Source organism: Micromonospora costi (genome assembly GCF_003626655.1).
GTDB classification, from domain to species: Bacteria; Actinomycetota; Actinomycetes; order Mycobacteriales; family Micromonosporaceae; genus Micromonospora; species Micromonospora costi.
The window spans coordinates 440,935-459,085 of record NZ_RBAN01000003.1; the positions used below are offsets into that span (position 1 = coordinate 440,935).

Below are 18,151 nucleotides of genomic sequence, written 5' to 3' on the forward strand. Positions count from 1 at the left end.
CAGCCCCCAGCCCCCCGGCCTCGGGCCCGGTTCGCCCCCAGCCCCCGGCCTCGCCCACGTGATCAAGAGGTTTGCGTCAGACCGGAGCCGGATTCTGACGCAAACGTCTTGATCACCGGGCCGGGACGGGGCCGGAGGGGGCGGGGGGCGGGCGGGTTACCAGCGGTCGACGTGCAGCACCTCGTCCAGGGGCTGCCGCCTCGCCGGCCGGAAGCCCTCGCCGGTGTACCAGGCGGTCGGGACGAGAGCCGCCTGGCGTACCTCCTCGGGAAGGCCGAGCAGCTCGGCCACCTCCGCCTCGTACGTGAGGTGCAGGGTGGTCCAGGCGGTGCCGAGGCCGCGCGCCCGGGCGGCGAGCATGTAGCTCCACACCGCCGGCAGCAGCGACCCCCACAGCCCGGCCTGGTTGCCGGCCGACAGCTCCCCACCACCATGCAGCCGCAGGCACGGGATCAGCAGCACGGGCACCTGGCCCATCCGGTCGCCGAGCCAGGCGACGCTCTCGCCCACCCGGCGCTGCACCGCCGCCCGCGCCGGGTCCTCCGCGAAGAGGCGGGCCGCCGAGGACTCCGAGGCGAGGTACGCCTGCACGGCCCGCTGGTAGAGCAGGCCGATCTCGGCGCGGAGCATCGGGTCGGTGACCACCACGAAGTGCCAGCCCTGCCGGTTGGAGCCGGAGGGCGCCTGGAGCGCGATCTCCAGGCACTCGCGGACCAGGTCCATGGGCACCGGCCGGGTCAGGTCCAGCCGGCGCCGGACCGTACGCGTGGTGGTGAGCAGCTCGTCGGGGCTCAGCGGAAGCGTCGGCACGAATTCCATCGTGGCACGAGGCTTAACCGATGGTCCGGCCGTTGGCGGCTGCCTACGATCGCAGGATGACTGATACGGAGAGGACGGCCCACGCGGGCGTCCCCGACCGTCCGAGCCTGGACGGCATCGAGGACACCTGGGCACGCCGCTGGCAGGAGGAGGGCACGTACGCGTTCGACCGCTCGAAGGAGCGCTCGGACGTATACGCGATCGACACGCCTCCGCCGACCGTATCGGGCGAGCTGCACATGGGGCACGTCTTCTCGTACACGCACACCGACACCGTGGCCCGGTTCCAGCGGATGCGCGGGCGGACGGTGTTCTACCCGATGGGCTGGGACGACAACGGCCTGCCGACCGAGCGGCGGGTCCAGAACGTCTACGGGGTGCGGTGCGACCCGGAGCTGCCCTACGACCCGGTGTGGCGGCCGCCGGCCACCCCGGTGACCGACGAGGCGCGGAAGAATCCCACGCCGATCTCCCGGCGCAACTTCATCGAGCTGTGCGAGCGCCTCACCGTGGCCGACGAGCAGGTCTTCGAGACGCTCTGGCGGCGGCTCGGGCTGTCCGTGGACTGGTCGCTCACGTACACAACGATCGGCCGTGTCGCGCGGGCCACCAGCCAGCGGGCGTTCCTGCGCAACGTGGCGCGCGGCGAGGCGTACCAGGCGGAGGCGCCGACCCTCTGGGACGTCGGTTTCGGCACCGCCGTGGCCCAGGCGGAGCTGGAGGACCGGGAGCGCCCGGGCGCCTACCACCGGCTGCGCTTCACCGGGGCCGGCGGGCGAGAACTGCTGATCGACACCACCCGCCCGGAGCTGTTGCCGGCCTGCGTGGCGCTGGTCCACCACCCGGACGACGAGCGCTACGCCGATCTGGCGGGCACCATGGCCCGCAGCGCGCTGTTCGGGGTGGAGGTGCCGGTGTACGCCCACCCGCTCGCCGACCCGAGCAAGGGCACCGGGCTGGTCATGGTCTGCACGTTCGGCGACCTCAACGACGTGACCTGGTGGCGTGAGCTGCGGTTGGCCACCCGGGTCGTGATCGGCCGGGACGGCCGGCTGCTGCCGGAGGCGCCGGCCGGGGTGCCGGCCGAGCCGTACGCGGCGCTGGCGGGGCAGACGGTCAACGGTGCCCGTCGCGAGATCGTCGGGATGCTCGCCGACGCGGGCGACCTGATCGGCGAGCCGCGGCCGATCACGCACCCGGTGAAGTTCTACGAGCGGGGCGACCGGCCGCTGGAGATCGTCTCCACCCGGCAGTGGTACCTGGGCAACGGCGGGCGCGACCAGGGCCTGCGCGAGGAGCTGTTGGCCCGCGGCCGGGAGCTGCGCTGGGTGCCGGAGTACATGCGCCACCGCTACGAGCACTGGGTGGGCGGGTTGACCGGCGACTGGCTGGTCAGCCGGCAGCGCTACTTCGGGGTGCCGGTGCCGGTCTGGTACCGGCTCGACGACGCTGGCGAGCCGGACTGGTCCCAGCCTCTCACGCCGGACGAGTCCGCGCTGCCGGTCGACCCGTCCACCGACCCGGCGCCCGGCTACGACGAGTCGCAGCGCGGCCGGCCCGGCGGTTTCGTCGGCGACCCGGACGTGCTGGACACGTGGGCCACGTCGTCGTTGAGCCCGCAGATCGTCGGCGGCTGGGAGACCGACCCGGACCTGTACCGCCGGGTCTTCCCCATGGACCTGCGCCCGCAGGGGCACGACATCATCCGCACCTGGCTGTTCTCCACGATCGTCCGGTCGCACCTCGAACACGGCGTGCTGCCGTGGCGGGACGCCGAGCTGTCCGGCTGGATCCTCGATCCGGACCGGAAGAAGATGTCCAAGTCCAAGGGGAACGTGGTCACGCCGCTGGCGCTGCTGGAGCAGCACGGCTCGGACGCGGTGCGGTACTGGGCGGCGAGCGGCAAGCCGGGCATGGACCTCGCGTACGACCCGGCCCAGATCAAGATCGGCCGCCGGCTGGCGACCAAGCTGCTCAACGCGTCGAAGTTCGCCCTCAACCTGGGTGCCGGGGAGGCGCTGCGCGCTCCCGCGACCGAACCCCTCGACCGGGCCATGCTCGCCGAACTCTCCACGGTCGTCGCGGCCGCGACGACCGCCTTCGAGGGGTACGACCACACGGCCGCCCTGCAGGCGACCGAGGCGTTCTTCTGGCGGTTCTGCGACGACTACATCGAGCTGGTGAAGGAGCGGGCCTACGGGTCCGGCGCGGGGGCCGACTCGGCGCGGGCGGCGCTGGCCACCGCCCTCTCGGTGCAGTTGCGGCTCTTCGCCCCGGTGCTGCCGTTCGTCACCGAGGAGGTCTGGTCGTGGTGGCGGTACGGGTCGGTGCACCGCGCGCCGTGGCCGACCACGTACGAGGTGGGCCGGGCCATCGAGGGCGAGGGTGACCCGGAGCTGTTGCGGATCGCCGGGGACGCGCTCAGCCAGGTGCGCCGGGCCAAGTCGGAGCGGAAGCTCTCGATGCGGGCGGAGGTGCCGCTGGCCGAGGCACTCGGCCCGGCCGCGCAGCTGGAGAAGCTCACGTTGATCTCCGACGACCTGCGGGCCGCCGGCCGGATCGGCAAGCTCGACCTACTCCCCGACCGCACCACCGAGCTCGTCATCGCCTCCGCGTTCTAGCGACGCCCGACCGGGGGCGCGCCCGGCGGGGCGGGCCCCCGGTGAGGGCCGGCCCCGGCGGGGCGCGCGTTCACCAGCCGCGCAGGAAGCGCAGCCCGAGCAGGAACGAGACCACGGACGGGCCGACCAGCAGGGTGATGGCCTGGAGCCGGTACGGCATCCGGTGCCGGATCAGCTCGGCCGCGTTCCCGGCGACGATCACGCCGGCCAGCATGAGGAAGGCGCCCCACCAGCCGGTGTCGCCGAAGTCGACAACGCCGGCGCGGATCAGCTGGAACGTCGCCCCCAGCAGCGCGCCCGTCAACGCCAGCAGGGCCACCGCCCGGTGCAGCCCCCGCGCGAGCGGGTGCGCCGGCCGCCACACGTACGTGCCGGCGACCGCCAGGCACGGCACGATGATCATGACAGGCCAGCCCCGACCCATCACGCCGAACATCAGCAGCGCGCCGGTGGCGAAGACCAGGGCGCCCGCGCAGACGACCACGTACCCGGCGAACGCCAGGCCGCCGCCCCGGGCCAGCATCGGCCCTCCGCTGGCGGCGATCAGCGCGCCGGGGATCAGCACGAACCCGGCCCACCAGTGGAAGTGGCCGCTGCCCTGGGCGACCGTGCTGGTGACCGCGGCGGCCAGTCCGGCCACCGCGAGGCTCACCAGCCAGTGTCGTGCGCCGCCCGTGTACGGCTGGCGCGCCATGATCTGTCCCGCTTCCGCACTCACGTGTCCAGCCTCGCCGACCTCGGGGGGCCGGTCCATCCGGCCAGCCCTACCATCTGCGCTCCTGCTGGCGGTGCCCCCTTGCCGCCGACGGCGACGCGGGGGCACCAACGCAGGCCCATCGGCCTCAGCTCGTCTCGCCCGCCACGCTGAACGAGCGCAGCCGGTCGATCGCCAGCACGGTGAAGCCGACGCTCACGAGGGCGGTCATCACGGCCGCCACCGGGACGGAGACGCTGGTTTCCAGCAGCCCGGTCGGCGCCAGCCGGTCGGCGAGGGCGATCACGTACTGCTGGATGGAGAGCACCTTCGTGCCGCTCACGAAGTTGCCGAGCAGCCCCTCCCAGATCAGCACGTAGACCAGGCCGAGCAGCACCGGTCGCCGGGTGAGCAGGCTGAGCGCCAGGAACAGCGCCGAGTACGCCAGCGCGCCGAGGCACGCGGCGGCGGCGAGCGCCAGGCCGAGGCGTACCGAATCGGCCAGCACGCCCGCGACGTAGAGCGGCACGGCGACGGTGGCCGCCGTGACGCCGGTCGCGACCGCGAGCTTCGGCAGCACGATCTGCCAGCGCGGCAGCGGCTTCGTGAGGATGTGCACCACGGTGCCGTCGTCGATCTCGGCACCGAGCACGCCGGTGCCGACGATCAGCGCCACCACCGGCAGCACCACGGCGAGCCCGAGCCCGACCAGCACCGGCGGCCCCCACTCGCCCGGGTCGACCCCGAAAGAGCGGGAGAGCACGGCGAGCAGCACCAGCACCACCGGCAGCGGGAAGAGCAGCAGGAACCGGCGACGGCCGAAGAGGCCCCGCGCGGTGATCCAGGAAACGGTCGACATGTCAGGCCTCCACCAGGTAGGAGAAGACGCTCTCCAGGGACTCGTCCTCGGGCACCAGCTGCCGGACGCGGATGCCCTTCGCGAGGGCGATCCGGGGCAGCGCCCGGGTGAAGGCGCCGTAGTCGCCGGCCCGCACGGTGAGCCCCGTGCGTGCCAGCTCCACGCCGGTCACCGACGGCTCGGCCATCAGCGCGACGGCGAGGGCCCGGTCGTCGGTGGAACGCACCGCGAAGACGTGCGGCCGGTTGGTCATCAGCCGGCGGATCGTCCGGAAGTCGCCGGAGGCGGCGAGCCGGCCGGCCACCATCACCTGGACGGTGCCGGAGACCTGCTCGACCTCCTCCAGGATGTGCGAGCTGAACAGGATGGTGCGGCCGGCGTCGCCGAGACGGTGCAGCAGGTCCATCATGTGCAGCCGCTGGCGCGGGTCCATGCCGTTGAACGGCTCGTCGAGCAGCAGCACCTGCGGGTCGTGCACCAGCGCCGCGGCCACCCGCGCCCGCTGGCGCATGCCCTTGGAGTACGTGCCGATCCGCCGGTCCTGCGCGCTCTCCATCTCGACGAGGGCGATGGCCCGGCGCGCCGCCTCCTGCGGATCCGGCAGCCGGTGCAGCTTCGCGCTCGCCAGCACGAACTCGTACGCGCTGAGGAACGAGTGCACCGCCTCCCGCTCGCTGACCAGCCCGAGCCGGCGGTAGACGTCGGGGTTGCGCCAGGTCGGCGCCCCGTCGAGCGTCACCGCGCCCCGCGAGGGGGCCAGGAAACCGGCCATCATGTGCAGAAGCGTGGTCTTGCCCGCGCCGTTCGGGCCGAGCAGCCCCGTGACTCCCGGGCCGAGCCGCATGCTCACGTCGTTGACGGCGACCACGTTGCCGTACCAGCGGGAGACGCCGGCGAGGTCCAGCGTGCTGGCGGTCTCGGTGGCGGCCCCCGCCCGGGGGGCGGCGCTCGTCGTGGTCATCGGGTGGCCACCTTCCGGTACCGGGCCAGCAGCAGGGCGACGCAGCCGGCGACGAGGAGGACGGCGGCGGCCGCGTAGACCGGACCGAAGTCGCCGATCAGCGAGTGGGCGGCCCCACCGTTCTCGGTGACCAGGAGGTCGCCGAGGGACCAGACCCCGACGCCCTGCACGAGCGTGGACGGCGAGGCGAGCCCGGCCAGCTCGTTGAGCGTCCGGGACGGCATGATCGACAGGGTCCCGACGATCGGGGTGGTCATGAGGAACACGGCCACGACACCGCCGGCCGCGAAGGCCCGCTTGCCGGTCAGCGAGGCGACCAGCAGGCCCACCGACGCGAAGACCGCCGCCCAGAGCCCCGCGTAGAGCAGGCCGGGCAGCAGGTCGAGCAGCTCGTTCCAGACCCCGGTCAGGCCGTCGTCCGTGGTGAACGCGGCGCCGAGGAACATCACTATCTGCGGCCCGCCGAGCAGCAGCCACAGCGCGGTGGCGAGCGCGAGGAGCTTGGCCAGCGGGTAGTCCGAGCGGGGCAGCGGACGGGAGAAGTAGAGCGGCAGCACCCCGCTGCGCAGATCCCGGGAGACCAGCTCGGGGGCGACCACCGCGACGAAGAAGATGACGAGCCAGCTCATGTTGTCGGCGAACTGCGCGTACGTCATCACCACCTCGCCGATCTGGCTGCGTACGGCGGTGACGCCCGCGGCGACCACCGTCACGATGCCGACCACCAGCCACGGGAAGATCTTGGCCTTGGCGCTGCGGCCCAGCCCGAACGCGGTGCGCAACCCGTGCAGGTAGAGCGCGCCGAAGACGTGCCGGCGGCCCAGCAGCGGGCCGGTGTAGCGCTGGTAGCCGATGTCGTGGATGACACCGGTCGGCTCAGGCATGGCTGGGCTCCCTCGTGGCGAACAGCTCGGCCACCCGGTGCCGCCGCTGGTCCAGCCGGTGCAACGGCAGGTCCAGCTCGGCGACCGCGCCGAGGATCAGGTCGTAGGTGGCGTCGTCGGCCAGCTCGACGAGCAGCAGCCGCCCGTCCCGGCGGACCGGCAGCTGGAGCGCGGCGAGCCGGGCGGACAGCTCCTCGGTGCCCTCGCTGACCTCGACGGCGAGCACGTCGGTGGCCGAGGTCATGGCCGAGATGTGGTCGGCCCGCAGCAGGCGGCCGCCGTCGATGGCGACGAGGGTGTCGCAGATCCGCTCCACCTCGCCGAGCAGGTGTGAACACACCAGAACCGAGATGCCGAACTCGGTGCCGATCCGGTGCACCAGGGCCAGCATGGCGTCGCGGCCGGCCGGGTCGAGACCGTTGGTCGGCTCGTCGAGCAGCAGCAGGTCCGGGTCGTGGACCAGCGCCTGGGCGAGCTTCACCCGCTGCTTCATGCCGGTCGAGTAGCCGCCGACCGGGCGGTAGCGCTCCTCGTAGAGGCCCACGTGCCGCAGCGCCTCGGAGGCCCGCTCGCGGGCGACCGTACGGGGCAGCCCGCTGATCCGGCCGAGGTGCGTCACCAGCTCGGCGGCCGTGAGGTCCGGCGGCAGCGCGTCGTGCTCGGGCATGTAGCCGACCCGGGCCCGTACGGCGGCGGAGTCGGTGGTCGGGTCCAGGCCGAGCACCCGGACCCGCCCGCTGGTCGGGGCGAGCAGGCCGAGCAGGATCTTGATCAAAGTCGACTTGCCGGCGCCGTTCGCGCCGACCAGCCCGATGATCCCCGGCTCGACCGCGACGGTGAGGTCGGCCAACGCCCTGACCCCACCTCCGTACGTCTTGGTCAGCGACTCGGTCGCGATGAGTGTCACGCCGCCCAGCGTAGGCAGCCGACGCCCCTCGTGGGGCCAGCGCCGCCCCCGACGCTCCCCTGATCCTCGCCGGAGCGGCCCCTAGGGATCGACGTCGAACCGCGGGTTCCGCCGACGACCCGCGACCCTCACAATGGAGCGGTTCATCGCCGCCCGCGGATGGCACGACCACCGCGGGCGGTGACCTACGCCGATCGGGAGAGAAGATGACCGGCGACACGAGCGCCCCTCCGAAGGTGAGCGTGGTGGTGCCCGCGTACAACTGCGGGCCACGGATCGGGCGACTCGTCGACTCGCTGCTCAAGCAGTCGCTGCCGGCCGCGCAGTTCGAGGCCGTCTTCGTCGACGACGGCTCGACCGACGACACGGGCGCCCGCCTCGACGCGCTCGCCGCCGCCCACCCGCACCTCCGGGTCGTGCACATCGAGAACTCGGGCTGGCCGTCGCGGCCGCGCAACGTGGGCGTCGCGCACGCCCTCGGCGAGTACGTGATGTTCGTCGACGACGACGACTGGCTCGGCGTCGAGGCCCTGGAGCGGCTGTACGACACGGCCACGACGCACCACGCCGACGTGGTGATCGGCCGGATGGCCGGGCACGGTCGGGGGGTGCCGCGCGAGCTGTTCCGGCGCAACCGGTTCGACGCCACGCTGGAGAACGCCCCGCTGATCGACAGCCTCACGTGCCACAAGATGTTCCGGCGGGCGTTCCTCGACGAGCACGAGCTGCGGTTCCCGGAGGGGTGGCCGCGGCGCCTGGAGGACCACCGCATGGTGGTGCGGGCGTACCTGCTGTCGAAGCGGACGTGCGTGCTGTCGGACTACACCTGCTACCACCACACCCGCCGGGACGACGGTGGCGGCGTGACTGCCGTCGAGATGGACCCCGCCGAGTACTACGCGGCCCTGCGTGAGGCGCTGGACGTCGTCGACGCGCACGTGGAGCCCGGCCGGCTGCGGGACCGGCTGCACCGCCGCTGGCTGCGCAACGAGATGCTCAACCGGCTACGGGGCCGGCGGATGCTGGAGGCGTCGCCGCAGTGGGTGGCGCAGGTCGCCGCCGAGGTCCGCGACATCATCCGGGAGCGGTTCGCTCCGGGGGTGGCCGGCGGGCTGCCGCCGATGCTGCGCATCCTCGCCCACCTCGCCGCCGAGGACCGGCTTTCGGACCTGCGGCGTTTCGCCCGGTGGGAGGCGGCGTTGCACGCGACCGCGCGGGTGGAGCGGTACGAACTCTCCGGTACGACGCTGACGCTCGCGGTCCACGCCTGGCTCGAGTCCGGCCGGCGGCCGGTCCGCGTCAGCCTGGAGGGCGACCGGGACCTGCTGCTGCCGCCGGTCGACGGCATCGCCCCGGAGCTGCGCGACGTGACGAAGGCGCTGCGCAGCGGCCGGCTGGACGTGGTGGCCCGTCACGTGGAGACCAACGAGGAGGTCTTCCTGCCCGTGGAGTTCACGGTCGAGCGCGTGGCCGGGCCGGACGGCACGGGTCACGCCGTCCACCGGGCGACCATGACGGTCGACGTCTCGACGGTCAACGGCGGCCGCACCGCCGGGACGTGGCGGCTCAAGACGCGGCTCACCAGCATGGGCTGGATGCTGGACGCCCTGCTGCCGCTGGTGGTGCACTGCGCCGCCGACGGGGCGCCGCCGCGCGTGCTGGAGGACTCGTTCCTCACCCGGCTCAAGCGGTCGGTCCGACAGCGGGTGCCGGACGACCTGGTCGCGCTCGCCAAGGGCGGCCGGCGCGGCTGACCCGTGCGCACCGGAATGGACCGACCGGCAGCGCCGGGCGGCGGGGTGGAGTGGCACCCTCGACCGATCGGCGGTCGACTGAGAAACTGTGTGCCGGCCAGCGAGTGGGGGGTGTGATGAGCGACGGGTGGGTGCTGCCCGAGGAGGTGCTTCGGGACGCGCCGGCGTACACGCCGCGTCCGGGAGAGCTGGCCGACCTGGAGCTACTGCTGATCGGGGCGTACGCCCCGCTGACCGGCTTCATGACCCGGGCCGACCTGGTCTCGGTGAGTCGCCGCGGGCGGCTCGCCGACGGCAGCCCGTGGCAGGTCCCGGTGACCCTCCAGGTGCCCGCGGCGCTCGCCCAGGCGCTCGACCCGCGTGACCCGGCCCGCCGCACCCTGGTGCTCACCGACGGCGAGGGCGCCCCGATGGCCGCGCTGGAGGTGGCCGACGCGTGGCCGGTCCGCGACGGCGTGGCCGGTGTCGGTGGCGTCGTGCGCCGGCTGGGCGACGGCGGCCACGGGCCGTTCCAGCGGCTGCGCCGCAGCCCGGAGGAGGTACGCGCGCTGCTGCCCCCCGGCCGGGTGCTCGGTGTCGTCGCCGACCGTCCGCTGCACCGGCCGCAGCTCGCCCAGATCGCGCACGCGGCCCGTACGCTCGGCGCGCACCTGCTGGTCCTGATCCCGGTCGGCGAGGACGGCCGGGGCCTGCCGCCCGAGTCGCTGGTACGCGCCGTGTTCGCGGCGCGCGACCGGATGCCGCCGGCCACCCTGGTCGCGGTGCCGCTCTCCCGCCGCCCCGACGAGATCAGCGACGCGCTGCTGCGGGCCCGGGTGTCGGCCGCGTACGGCGTGACCCACCTGCTCTCCACCGGCGACATGCTCGCCGGCGCCGGGCTGCGGGTGCTGGTGCCGCGCGAGCTGGCCTACGACAACCGCGACGGCCAGTGGCGGTGGCGGGAGGACATCCCGCCGCGCAACCGGCGGCTGGCGTTGACCCAGGACGAGATCGAGGACCTGCTGGACCGGGGGTTCCCGCTGCCCGAGTGGCACACGCCGCCCGCGGTGGCGAGGGAGCTGGCCCGGGCCCGACCGCCGCGCCGGCACCGCGGGCTCGTGGTCTTCCTGACCGGGCTCTCCGGTTCGGGCAAGTCGACCATCGCACGTGGGCTCTCCGACGCGCTGCGGGAGGGCGGCGAGCGGACGGTCACCCTGCTCGACGGCGACGTCGTACGCCGGGAGCTCTCGGCGGGGCTGGGGTTCACCAAGACCGACCGGGACTTGAACGTACGCCGGATCGGCTGGGTGGCGGCGGAGATCGCCCGCCACCACGGGGTGGCCATCTGCTGCCCCATCGCCCCGTACGCCGCGGCCCGGGCCACGGCCCGCGAGATGGCGCTCGCGGCCGGTGCGGGTTTCCTGCTGGTGCACGTCGCCACCCCGCTGGAGGTGTGCGAGCGGCGCGACCGCAAGGGCCTGTACGCGCGGGCGCGCGCCGGCCTGCTCACCGGCATGACCGGCGTGGACGACCCGTACGAGGAGCCGACCGACGCCGACCTGGTGGTGGACACGAGCGACCTGACCATCGACGAGGCCGTCCAGGTCGTGCTGCACCACCTCACCGAGACCGGCTGGGTCGAGCCGAAGCTGCCGTCCGTCTGACCGCCGGACCACCCCCGTTCCTTCCACCGTTTCCGGCTACGCGCTAGTGTTCGTTCTTGTTGGAACACGTTTGACCGCGTGAGAGTGCGCGACACGGCCGGAGGTGGGACGGATGCTGGCGCAGCAGCGGCAGGCGGCCATCCTGGAGCGGGTCCGGGCCGCGGGCGGGGTACGCGTCACCGAGCTGGCGGCCGAGTTCGGCGTCTCGGACATGACGATCCGGCGCGACCTGGAGACCCTGCACGACCGCGGCCTGCTGGCCAAGGTGCACGGCGGCGCGACCCTGGCCGGGCCCGGCTCGACCGACGAACCCGGGTTCCGGGCGAAGTCGGTGCGGCAGCCCGGCGAGAAGGCGGCCATCGCCGAGCGGGCGGCGCAGCTCGTACCGCCCGGCGGGGCGATCGCGCTCTCCGCTGGCACCACCACCGCCGAACTGGCGCGCCGGCTCGTGGACGTGCCAGGGCTGACCGTGGTGACCAACTCGCTCCCGGTGGCGGAGATCCTGCACGCCGGCGGCCGATCGGACCAGACGGTGGTGCTCACCGGCGGGGTCCGGACGCCGTCCGACGCGCTGGTCGGGCCGCTGGCCGTCGGCGCGATCCGGTCGCTGCACCTGGACCTGCTCTTCCTGGGCGTCCACGGGATCAGCGAACGGGCGGGCTTCACCACGCCCAACCTCATGGAGGCGGAGACCGACCGGGCGCTGGTCGCGGCGGCGGACCGGCTCGTGGTGCTCGCCGACCACACCAAGTGGGGCACGGTCGGCATCTCCTCGATCGTCGGGCTGTCCGCCGCGCACGTGCTGGTCACCGACGACGGATTGCCGGCGGCGGCACGGCGGGTACTGGGCGACCACGTGGGTGAACTGGTGATGGTGAGGGCGACGGAGGCGGGCCGGACGATCGGCTCGCCGACGACTGGAGGGGCGGCGGAGTGAAGCGCACCGCGATCCGGCTGGCCGACGGCCGGGAACTGATCTACTTCGACGAGCGGGACGACGCCGTCCGCGACCAGCCGGACCGGCGCGAGCTGCCACCCCCGCCACCCGCCTCCCAGCTCCGCTACGACCCGCTGACCGACGAGTGGGTGGCGGTCGCCGTCCACCGGCAGACCCGCACCTTCCTGCCGCCCGCCGACCAGTGCCCGCTCGACCCGTCAGTGGGCGACCGGCTCACCGAGATCCCCGCGCCCGACTACGACGTGGTGGTCTTCGAGAACCGGTTCCCGTCGCTGAGCGGCCGGGTCGCCGACGAGCCCGGGGACGTCACGCCGTTCACCCCGCTGCGGCCCGGGGTCGGGCGCTGCGAGGTGGTCTGCTTCACCTCCGACCACAACGCATCGTTCGCCAGCCTCTCCCCCGGCCGGGTGCGCACGGTGCTCGACGCCCTCGCCGACCGGACGGTGGCGCTGGGCGAGCTGCCCGGCGTGGAGCAGGTGTTCTGCTTCGAGAACCGGGGCGTGGAGATCGGGGTGACGCTGCACCACCCGCACGGGCAGATCTACGCGTACCCCTTCGTCACGCCGCGCTCGCGGGCGTTCCTCGGCGCGGCCCGCCGCTACGCCGAGCGCACCCTCGGCGGCAACCTCTACGCCGACGTGCTCGCCGCCGAACGGGCCGCCGGCGAGCGGGTGGTCGCGACCAACGAGCACTGGACGGCGTACGTCCCGGCGGCCGCCCGGTGGCCGTTCGAGGTGCACGTCGCGCCGCACCGGCCGGTGCCCGACATCCCGGCCCTCGACGACGCCGAGCGGGACGCCTTCGCGCCGCTCTACCTGGACCTGCTGCGCCGCTTCGACGCGCTGTTCGACCTGCCCATGCCGTACATCGCGGCGTGGCACCAGGCGCCCGTGCGGATCGACCGCGAGTTCGGCCACCTGCACCTGCAGCTGTTCAGCATCCGGCGGGCGAAGGACAAGCTGAAGTACCTGGCCGGCTCGGAGTCCGGCATGGGTGTCTTCATCAACGACATCGCGCCCGAGCGCGCCGCCGAACTCCTCCGCGCCGCCTGACGCCCGGCCCTGCGCGTGGCGCGGATGGTCGCCGCCCTGGGCACGGCTCGGACGATCGCCGGCCCTGGGTGTGGCGCGGATGGTCGCCCGGACAGGGCGCGGGGGGCCCGGGACAGGGCCCCCCGCAGGGAAGGGACGGCTGGCTGTGCACGACAGCCGGGAAGGCTGGCTGATCGGCACGAGTGCCGCGCGGCTACCGCGGTCAACCTTCCTGGACGCGACTGGCATCTCGTCCACCCTGGTCAACGAGGCGCGCCGGTTCGGGTGACGGAAAACGCTCCCACGTCCCCCGGCCGAGGTCGCTGACCCGCCGGCCCCCGGGGAACGACGGAGCCCGCCAGCTTCTGGGAACGACGGAGCCCGCCGGCGGGAGTGCCGGCGGGCCCGTACGGTGCTGACGAGGGTCAGGCGAGCTTGCGCGCCAGGTTCTCGTCGAGCGCGTTCATGAACTCGTCGGTGGTCAGCCACGGGGCGTCCCGCGAGATCAGCAGCGCGAGGTCCTTGGTCATCTGGCCGCCCTCGACGGTCTCGATGCAGACCCGCTCCAGGGTGTTGGCGAACTCGGTGACGGCCGGGGTGCCGTCCAGCTTGCCCCGGTGGGCGAGGCCCCGGGTCCAGGCGAAGATCGACGCGATCGGGTTGGTCGAAGTCTTCTCGCCCTTCTGCCACTGCCGGTAGTGCCGGGTGACGGTGCCGTGCGCGGCCTCGGCCTCAACCGTGCGGCCGTCCGGGGTCATGAGCACGGAGGTCATCAGGCCGAGCGAGCCGAAGCCCTGGGCCACGGTGTCGGACTGCACGTCACCGTCGTAGTTCTTGGCGGCCCACACGAAGCCACCCTCCCACTTGAGCGCGGCGGCGACCATGTCGTCGATCAGCCGGTGCTCGTAGGTGAGGCCGGCAGCCTCGAACTCCGCCTTGAACTCGTTCTCGAACACCTCGGCGAAGATGTCCTTGAACCGGCCGTCGTACGCCTTGAGGATCGTGTTCTTGGTGGACAGGTAGACCGGGTAGCCGCGGTCCAGGCCGTAGCGCATCGAGGCGCGGGCGAAGTCGCGGATCGAGTCGTCGAAGTTGTACATGCCCATGGCGACGCCGCCGCCGGGGAAGTTGGCGACCTCCACCTCCATGGGGGCGGAGCCGTCGGCCGGGGTGTAGGTGATGGTCACCGTGCCCGGGCCGGGGACGACGAAGTCGGTGGCCTTGTACTGGTCGCCGTGGGCGTGCCGGCCGATGATGATCGGCTTGGTCCAGCCGGGGACGAGCCGCGGCACGTTGGACATGATGATCGGCTCGCGGAAGACGACACCGCCGAGGATGTTGCGGATGGTGCCGTTCGGCGACCGCCACATCTTCTTGAGGCCGAACTCCTCGACGCGGGCCTCGTCCGGGGTGATCGTCGCGCACTTGACGCCGACGCCGTGCTCCTTGATGGCGTTGGCGGCGTCGACGGTGACCTGGTCGTCGGTCTCGTCGCGGTACTGGATCGAGAGGTCGTAGTAACGCAGGTCGACGTCGAGGTAGGGCAGGATCAGCTGCTCCCGGATCTGCTTCCAGATGATCCGGGTCATCTCGTCGCCGTCGAGCTCCACGACCGGGTTGTTTACCTTGATCTTCGCCATCGGCCGGCGCTCCTCTCGGGGGACACGTGCTCAAGCAGTACGAGCGTACTGGAACGGGCCGGCGTTCCCCACTCGGGCTCCGTCCGGCCGGTGACCTGCCCGGACGAGGGCGTGGGCGGGGACAGGAACGCCCGGCCATGAGGATCAGTGGCACCATCATCCGATGTCGCTGAGCCGCACCCTCGGGTCTATCACGGTCATCCCGATCACCGACGGCGAGGGGCCCTTCTTCCAGCCCCGCGCGGAGGCGTTCCCGGCCGCCACGTCCGGCCAGTGGCGGGAGGCCGACCGGCGGGACCCGACCGCTGTCACCGGCGACGGACAGTGGTGGCTGCGCTTCCGCTGCTTCGCGATCCGGGTCGGCGACGGGCCCGTCACCCTGGTCGACGCCGGGATCGGGCCGGCCGGCTCACCCGCCGCGAGTTGGGCGCCGGTGCCGGGCCGCCTCCCCGCCGAGCTCGCCGTCGCCGGCATCGACCCGGCCGACGTCCACACGGTGGTGCTGACCCACCTGCACACCGACCACGTCGGCTGGGCGGTCACCGGATCGCCGGGCGCGCCGTACTTCCGCAACGCCACCTACCTGCTCCAGCGCGCCGAGGTGGCCGCCGTCGACCGGGTCAACCCGGGGCTGCGGGCCGGTCTCGTGGCGCCGTTGCGCGCCGCCGGCCGGCTCCGGGAGGTCGACGGCGAGGCGACGATCGGGTCGGGCGTACGGCTGTTGCCGACGCCGGGACACACACCCGGCCACCAGTGCGTGCTGGTGGACGCGGGCGACGAGCGGCTGCTGCTCACGGGCGACCTGCTGGTGCACGCCGTGCAACTGGTCGACCCGGAGCTGGCGTACGCCCACGAGATGGACCCGCCGACGGCCCGTACCTCCCGCACGACGCTGCTCCGTGCCCTGGCCGCAGCGGGCCCCACGGTCCTGGCCACCCCCCACCTGGGCCCCGCGTTCGTGCGCCTCTGACCCCGAGGTCCGCGCCAGCAACGGTGATCAAGAGGTTTGCGTCAGGATCCGCCGCCGGGCTGACGCGAACCTCTTGATCACCGGGCTGGACCGGGACGGATGCGGCAGCGCGCGGGGACGGGGCGCGGGCCGGACGTGGGAGGGGCGCGCCGGCGGTGCCGGCGCGCCCCTCCCACGGGTGGTGCTCAGGTCACATGTTGGCGATGTCGGCCTGCTTGGAGCGGACGGCCTCGGCCGCCTCCTTGAGGCTGGCCAGCTCGTCGGCGTCCAGGTCGGTCTCGACGACCCGCTTGACGCCCTCGGCGCCGATCTCGGCCTCGACGCCCAGGTAGACGCCGGAAATGCCGTACTGCCCGTCGACCCAGGCGCAGACCGGCATGACCTCGCCGGAGTCCTCGGCCACCGCCTTGGCCATGCGGGCCGCGGCGGCGGACGGCGCGTAGTACGCCGAACCGGTCTTGAGCAGCGCGACGACCTCGGCGCCACCGTTGCGGGTGCGGACGACCAGGTCCTCGATCTGGTCGTCGGGCATGACCTCACGCAGCGGCTTGCCGTTGACGGTGCTCTTCGACGGCACCGGCACCATGGTGTCGCCGTGCGAGCCGAGGGTCAGCGTCTTCACCGACTTCACCGGGACGTTCAGCGCCTCGGCCACGAAGTTGGTGAAGCGGGCGGTGTCGAGCATGCCGGCCTGGCCGAGCACGCGGTTCTTCGGGAACTGGGTGGCGATCTGGGCGAGCGCGGTCATCTCGTCGAGCGGGTTCGATACGACGATCACGACGGCGTTCGGGGCGTACTTGGCCACGTTCTCGGAGACCTGGCGCACGATCTTGGCGTTCGTCTCGAGCAGGTCCATCCGGCTCATGCCCGGCTTACGGGGCAGGCCGGCGGTGATCACCACGACGTCGGAGCCCTCGATCGCCTCGTAGCCCTCGCCGTTCGGGCCGGTGGTGGCGCCCACGACCTTGGTCTCGAAGCCCTCGACCGCACGCGACTGGTTGAGGTCCAGTGCGATGCCGGCGGGCTTGCCCTCGACGATGTCGGTGATCACGACGGTGTCGAAGACGTCATACTCGGCCAGGCGCTGTGCGGTGGTGGAGCCGTAGAAGCCGGCGCCGACGACAGTGACCTTCTTACCCATGGTCGTCCCACTCCCTGATACCAGTCGGTTTTCCGGACCGTATCAGCCATCCTGGCACCGATCCGGCCAGGGGCGGACGGTTATGCCGGGACCGGTCGGGAGGGGACCCCCGGGGCGTCTCAGCCCTGCTCGGCGCGCTCGACCACGTTGGTCAGCAGCATGGCCCGCGTCATCGGCCCGACACCGCCGGGCATCGGGACCAGCGCGCCGGCCACCTCGACCACGCCCGGGTCCACATCACCCGTGTAGCGGCCCTTGCCGTCCGGCCCGACCACGCGGGTGATGCCGACGTCCACGACCACCGCGCCAGGCGTGATCATGTCGGCGGTCAGCAGGCCCGGGACGCCGGCCGCCACGATGACGATGTCGGCCGCCCGGGTGTGCTGGGCGAGGTCGAGCGTGCCCGTGTGGCAGAGCGTCACGGTGGCGTTCTCGCTGCGGCGGGTGAGCAGCAGGCCGAGCGGACGGCCGACGGTGTTGCCCCGGCCGACCACGGCGACCTTCGCGCCGCGCAGCGCCACGTCGTGGCGGCGGAGCAGTTCCACGATGCCGCGCGGCGTGCACGGGAGCGGGCCCGGGTAGCCGAGCACCAACCGGCCGAGGTTGACCGGGTGCAGGCCGTCGGCGTCCTTCGCCGGGTCGATCAGTTCCAGCACCCGCTGGGTGTCGAGGTGGGCCGGCAGCGGGAGCTGGACGATGTAGCCGTGGCACGCCGGGTCGGCGTTCAGCTCCGCGAGCACGGCCTCGACCTGCTCCTGGGTGGCGTCGGCCGGCAGCTCCCGGCGGATCGAGGCGATGCCCACCTCCGCGCAGTCCCGGTGCTTGCCGTTGACGTACGCCTGCGAGCCCGGATCGGAGCCGACCAGGACCGTGCCCAGGCCCGGGGTGATGCCGCGTTCGGCCAGTGCCTTGACCCGCGCCCGCAGCTCGTCCTTGATTTCCGCCGCGGTCGCCTTGCCGTCCAGAAGCGTCGCCGTCACGTCCTGATCGTCTCACGCCCGGCGTCCCCGATCCGCCACGACCCGGGTGGCGGGGGGCACGAGGGCCCTGTCCGGCGCATGCATTCGTGACTGTGCGTGACATGATGTTCGTCACTCAGGGTTGCTGGAATGTGGATTCCATCACGGCCGGACGGGACGGCTAGGCCGTCCGGGTATGAATTCGGGCGGGCCGGCACAGACCGCACCGAGGGGAAGTAAAAGCGCGACGGGCCTCGCGAACGTGCCGGAAAACCGCACTTCATGGCCACAACTTCCGCCGGGGAGTAGC

15 protein-coding genes are annotated in these 18,151 nt (G+C 73.0%); 6 read left to right on the forward strand and 9 right to left on the reverse strand.

Features of this window, described 5'->3' with window-relative positions; all coding sequences use genetic code 11:
- Nucleotides 1-156 precede the first annotated feature (156 nt).
- Entirely contained in the window at nt 157-819 is a 663-nt protein-coding gene (locus D7193_RS18590; protein ID WP_120780783.1) for a nitroreductase family protein, read from the reverse strand.
- A 56-nt stretch (nt 820-875) separates the two neighbouring features.
- Here D7193_RS18590 and valS point away from each other — a divergent pair, with 56 nt between their 5' ends.
- Nucleotides 876-3,440 carry a valine--tRNA ligase gene (valS, locus tag D7193_RS18595; protein WP_120780784.1) on the forward strand — a complete coding sequence of 855 codons (2,565 nt, stop codon included), beginning with the start codon at nt 876-878 and terminating at the stop codon, nt 3,438-3,440.
- Nucleotides 3,441-3,510: 70 nt separating this feature from the next.
- Here the strand turns inward: valS and D7193_RS18600 are convergent, their stop codons facing one another.
- The 5 genes from D7193_RS18600 to D7193_RS18620 form a co-directional block, all read right to left on the reverse strand.
- Nucleotides 3,511-4,158, reverse strand: coding sequence for a hypothetical protein (locus D7193_RS18600; RefSeq protein WP_241563190.1), 648 nt, complete (start codon nt 4,156-4,158; stop codon nt 3,511-3,513).
- A gap of 124 nt (nt 4,159-4,282) precedes the next feature.
- Entirely contained in the window at nt 4,283-4,993 is a 711-nt protein-coding gene (locus tag D7193_RS18605; protein WP_120780786.1) for an ABC transporter permease, read from the reverse strand.
- A 1-nt stretch (nt 4,994) separates the two neighbouring features.
- Entirely contained in the window at nt 4,995-5,954 is a 960-nt protein-coding gene (locus D7193_RS18610) for an ABC transporter ATP-binding protein (protein WP_120780787.1), read from the reverse strand.
- A complete protein-coding gene (locus tag D7193_RS18615) occupies nt 5,951-6,838 on the reverse strand; it encodes an ABC transporter permease subunit (protein ID WP_120780788.1) in 888 nt (295 codons plus the stop codon). Before D7193_RS18615 ends, D7193_RS18610 begins: the two co-directional genes overlap by 4 nt.
- Complete coding sequence (locus tag D7193_RS18620) at nt 6,831-7,745, reverse strand: ABC transporter ATP-binding protein (RefSeq protein WP_120780789.1); 915 nt, start codon at nt 7,743-7,745, stop codon at nt 6,831-6,833. The genes D7193_RS18615 and D7193_RS18620 overlap by 8 nt, the downstream gene beginning before the upstream one ends.
- Before the next feature lie 206 nt (nt 7,746-7,951).
- Between D7193_RS18620 and D7193_RS18625 the strand changes: the two genes are divergently transcribed.
- The 4 genes from D7193_RS18625 to galT all read left to right on the forward strand — a co-directional run bounded on the left by D7193_RS18625 (nt 7,952) and on the right by galT (nt 13,152).
- The gene (locus tag D7193_RS18625; RefSeq protein WP_120780790.1) at nt 7,952-9,499 is read left to right on the forward strand and encodes a glycosyltransferase family 2 protein; all 1,548 of its coding nucleotides are present in this window, start codon (nt 7,952-7,954) and stop codon (nt 9,497-9,499) included.
- A 116-nt stretch (nt 9,500-9,615) separates the two neighbouring features.
- Entirely contained in the window at nt 9,616-11,142 is a 1,527-nt protein-coding gene (cysC, locus tag D7193_RS18630) for an adenylyl-sulfate kinase (protein WP_120780791.1), read from the forward strand.
- A 112-nt stretch (nt 11,143-11,254) separates the two neighbouring features.
- On the forward strand, nt 11,255-12,079 hold the full coding sequence (locus D7193_RS18635) for a DeoR/GlpR family DNA-binding transcription regulator (RefSeq protein ID WP_120780792.1): 825 nt from the start codon (nt 11,255-11,257) through the stop codon (nt 12,077-12,079).
- On the forward strand, nt 12,076-13,152 hold the full coding sequence (gene galT, locus D7193_RS18640; RefSeq protein ID WP_120780793.1) for a galactose-1-phosphate uridylyltransferase: 1,077 nt from the start codon (nt 12,076-12,078) through the stop codon (nt 13,150-13,152). The genes D7193_RS18635 and galT overlap by 4 nt, the downstream gene beginning before the upstream one ends.
- 404 nt (nt 13,153-13,556) lie before the next feature.
- On the opposite strand, the gene D7193_RS18645 is transcribed toward galT, so the two are convergent.
- Nucleotides 13,557-14,771, reverse strand: coding sequence for an NADP-dependent isocitrate dehydrogenase (locus D7193_RS18645; RefSeq protein WP_120780794.1), 1,215 nt, complete (start codon nt 14,769-14,771; stop codon nt 13,557-13,559).
- Between the two features lie 163 nt (nt 14,772-14,934).
- Between D7193_RS18645 and D7193_RS18650 the strand changes: the two genes are divergently transcribed.
- Nucleotides 14,935-15,741 (forward strand): MBL fold metallo-hydrolase, encoded by an 807-nt coding sequence (locus D7193_RS18650; RefSeq protein ID WP_120780795.1) that lies wholly within the window; start codon nt 14,935-14,937, stop codon nt 15,739-15,741.
- 190 nt (nt 15,742-15,931) lie between these two features.
- Here the strand turns inward: D7193_RS18650 and mdh are convergent, their stop codons facing one another.
- Together mdh and D7193_RS18660 are read right to left on the reverse strand one after the other, a co-directional pair.
- Nucleotides 15,932-16,882: a malate dehydrogenase gene (gene mdh / locus D7193_RS18655; RefSeq protein WP_120780796.1), complete on the reverse strand. Its 951-nt coding sequence runs from the start codon at nt 16,880-16,882 to the stop codon at nt 15,932-15,934.
- 119 nt (nt 16,883-17,001) lie between these two features.
- Entirely contained in the window at nt 17,002-17,862 is an 861-nt protein-coding gene (locus tag D7193_RS18660) for a bifunctional methylenetetrahydrofolate dehydrogenase/methenyltetrahydrofolate cyclohydrolase (RefSeq protein ID WP_120780797.1), read from the reverse strand.
- Nucleotides 17,863-18,151 lie beyond the last annotated feature (289 nt).

Bases quoted from the DNA above. Each gene is read 5' to 3' on its own strand.
- mdh (WP_120780796.1), bottom strand. From the start codon at position 16,882: ATGGGTAAGAAGGTCACTGTCGTCGGCGCCGGCTTCTACGGCTCCACC.
- D7193_RS18590 (WP_120780783.1), bottom strand. From the start codon at position 819: ATGGAATTCGTGCCGACGCTTCCGCTGAGCCCCGACGAGCTGCTCACC.
- valS (WP_120780784.1), top strand. From the start codon at position 876: ATGACTGATACGGAGAGGACGGCCCACGCGGGCGTCCCCGACCGTCCG.
- D7193_RS18625 (WP_120780790.1), top strand. From the start codon at position 7,952: ATGACCGGCGACACGAGCGCCCCTCCGAAGGTGAGCGTGGTGGTGCCC.
- D7193_RS18645 (WP_120780794.1), bottom strand. From the start codon at position 14,771: ATGGCGAAGATCAAGGTAAACAACCCGGTCGTGGAGCTCGACGGCGAC.
- cysC (WP_120780791.1), top strand. From the start codon at position 9,616: ATGAGCGACGGGTGGGTGCTGCCCGAGGAGGTGCTTCGGGACGCGCCG.
- D7193_RS18615 (WP_120780788.1), bottom strand. From the start codon at position 6,838: ATGCCTGAGCCGACCGGTGTCATCCACGACATCGGCTACCAGCGCTAC.
- D7193_RS18650 (WP_120780795.1), top strand. From the start codon at position 14,935: ATGTCGCTGAGCCGCACCCTCGGGTCTATCACGGTCATCCCGATCACC.
- D7193_RS18605 (WP_120780786.1), bottom strand. From the start codon at position 4,993: ATGTCGACCGTTTCCTGGATCACCGCGCGGGGCCTCTTCGGCCGTCGC.
- D7193_RS18610 (WP_120780787.1), bottom strand. From the start codon at position 5,954: ATGACCACGACGAGCGCCGCCCCCCGGGCGGGGGCCGCCACCGAGACC.
- D7193_RS18635 (WP_120780792.1), top strand. From the start codon at position 11,255: ATGCTGGCGCAGCAGCGGCAGGCGGCCATCCTGGAGCGGGTCCGGGCC.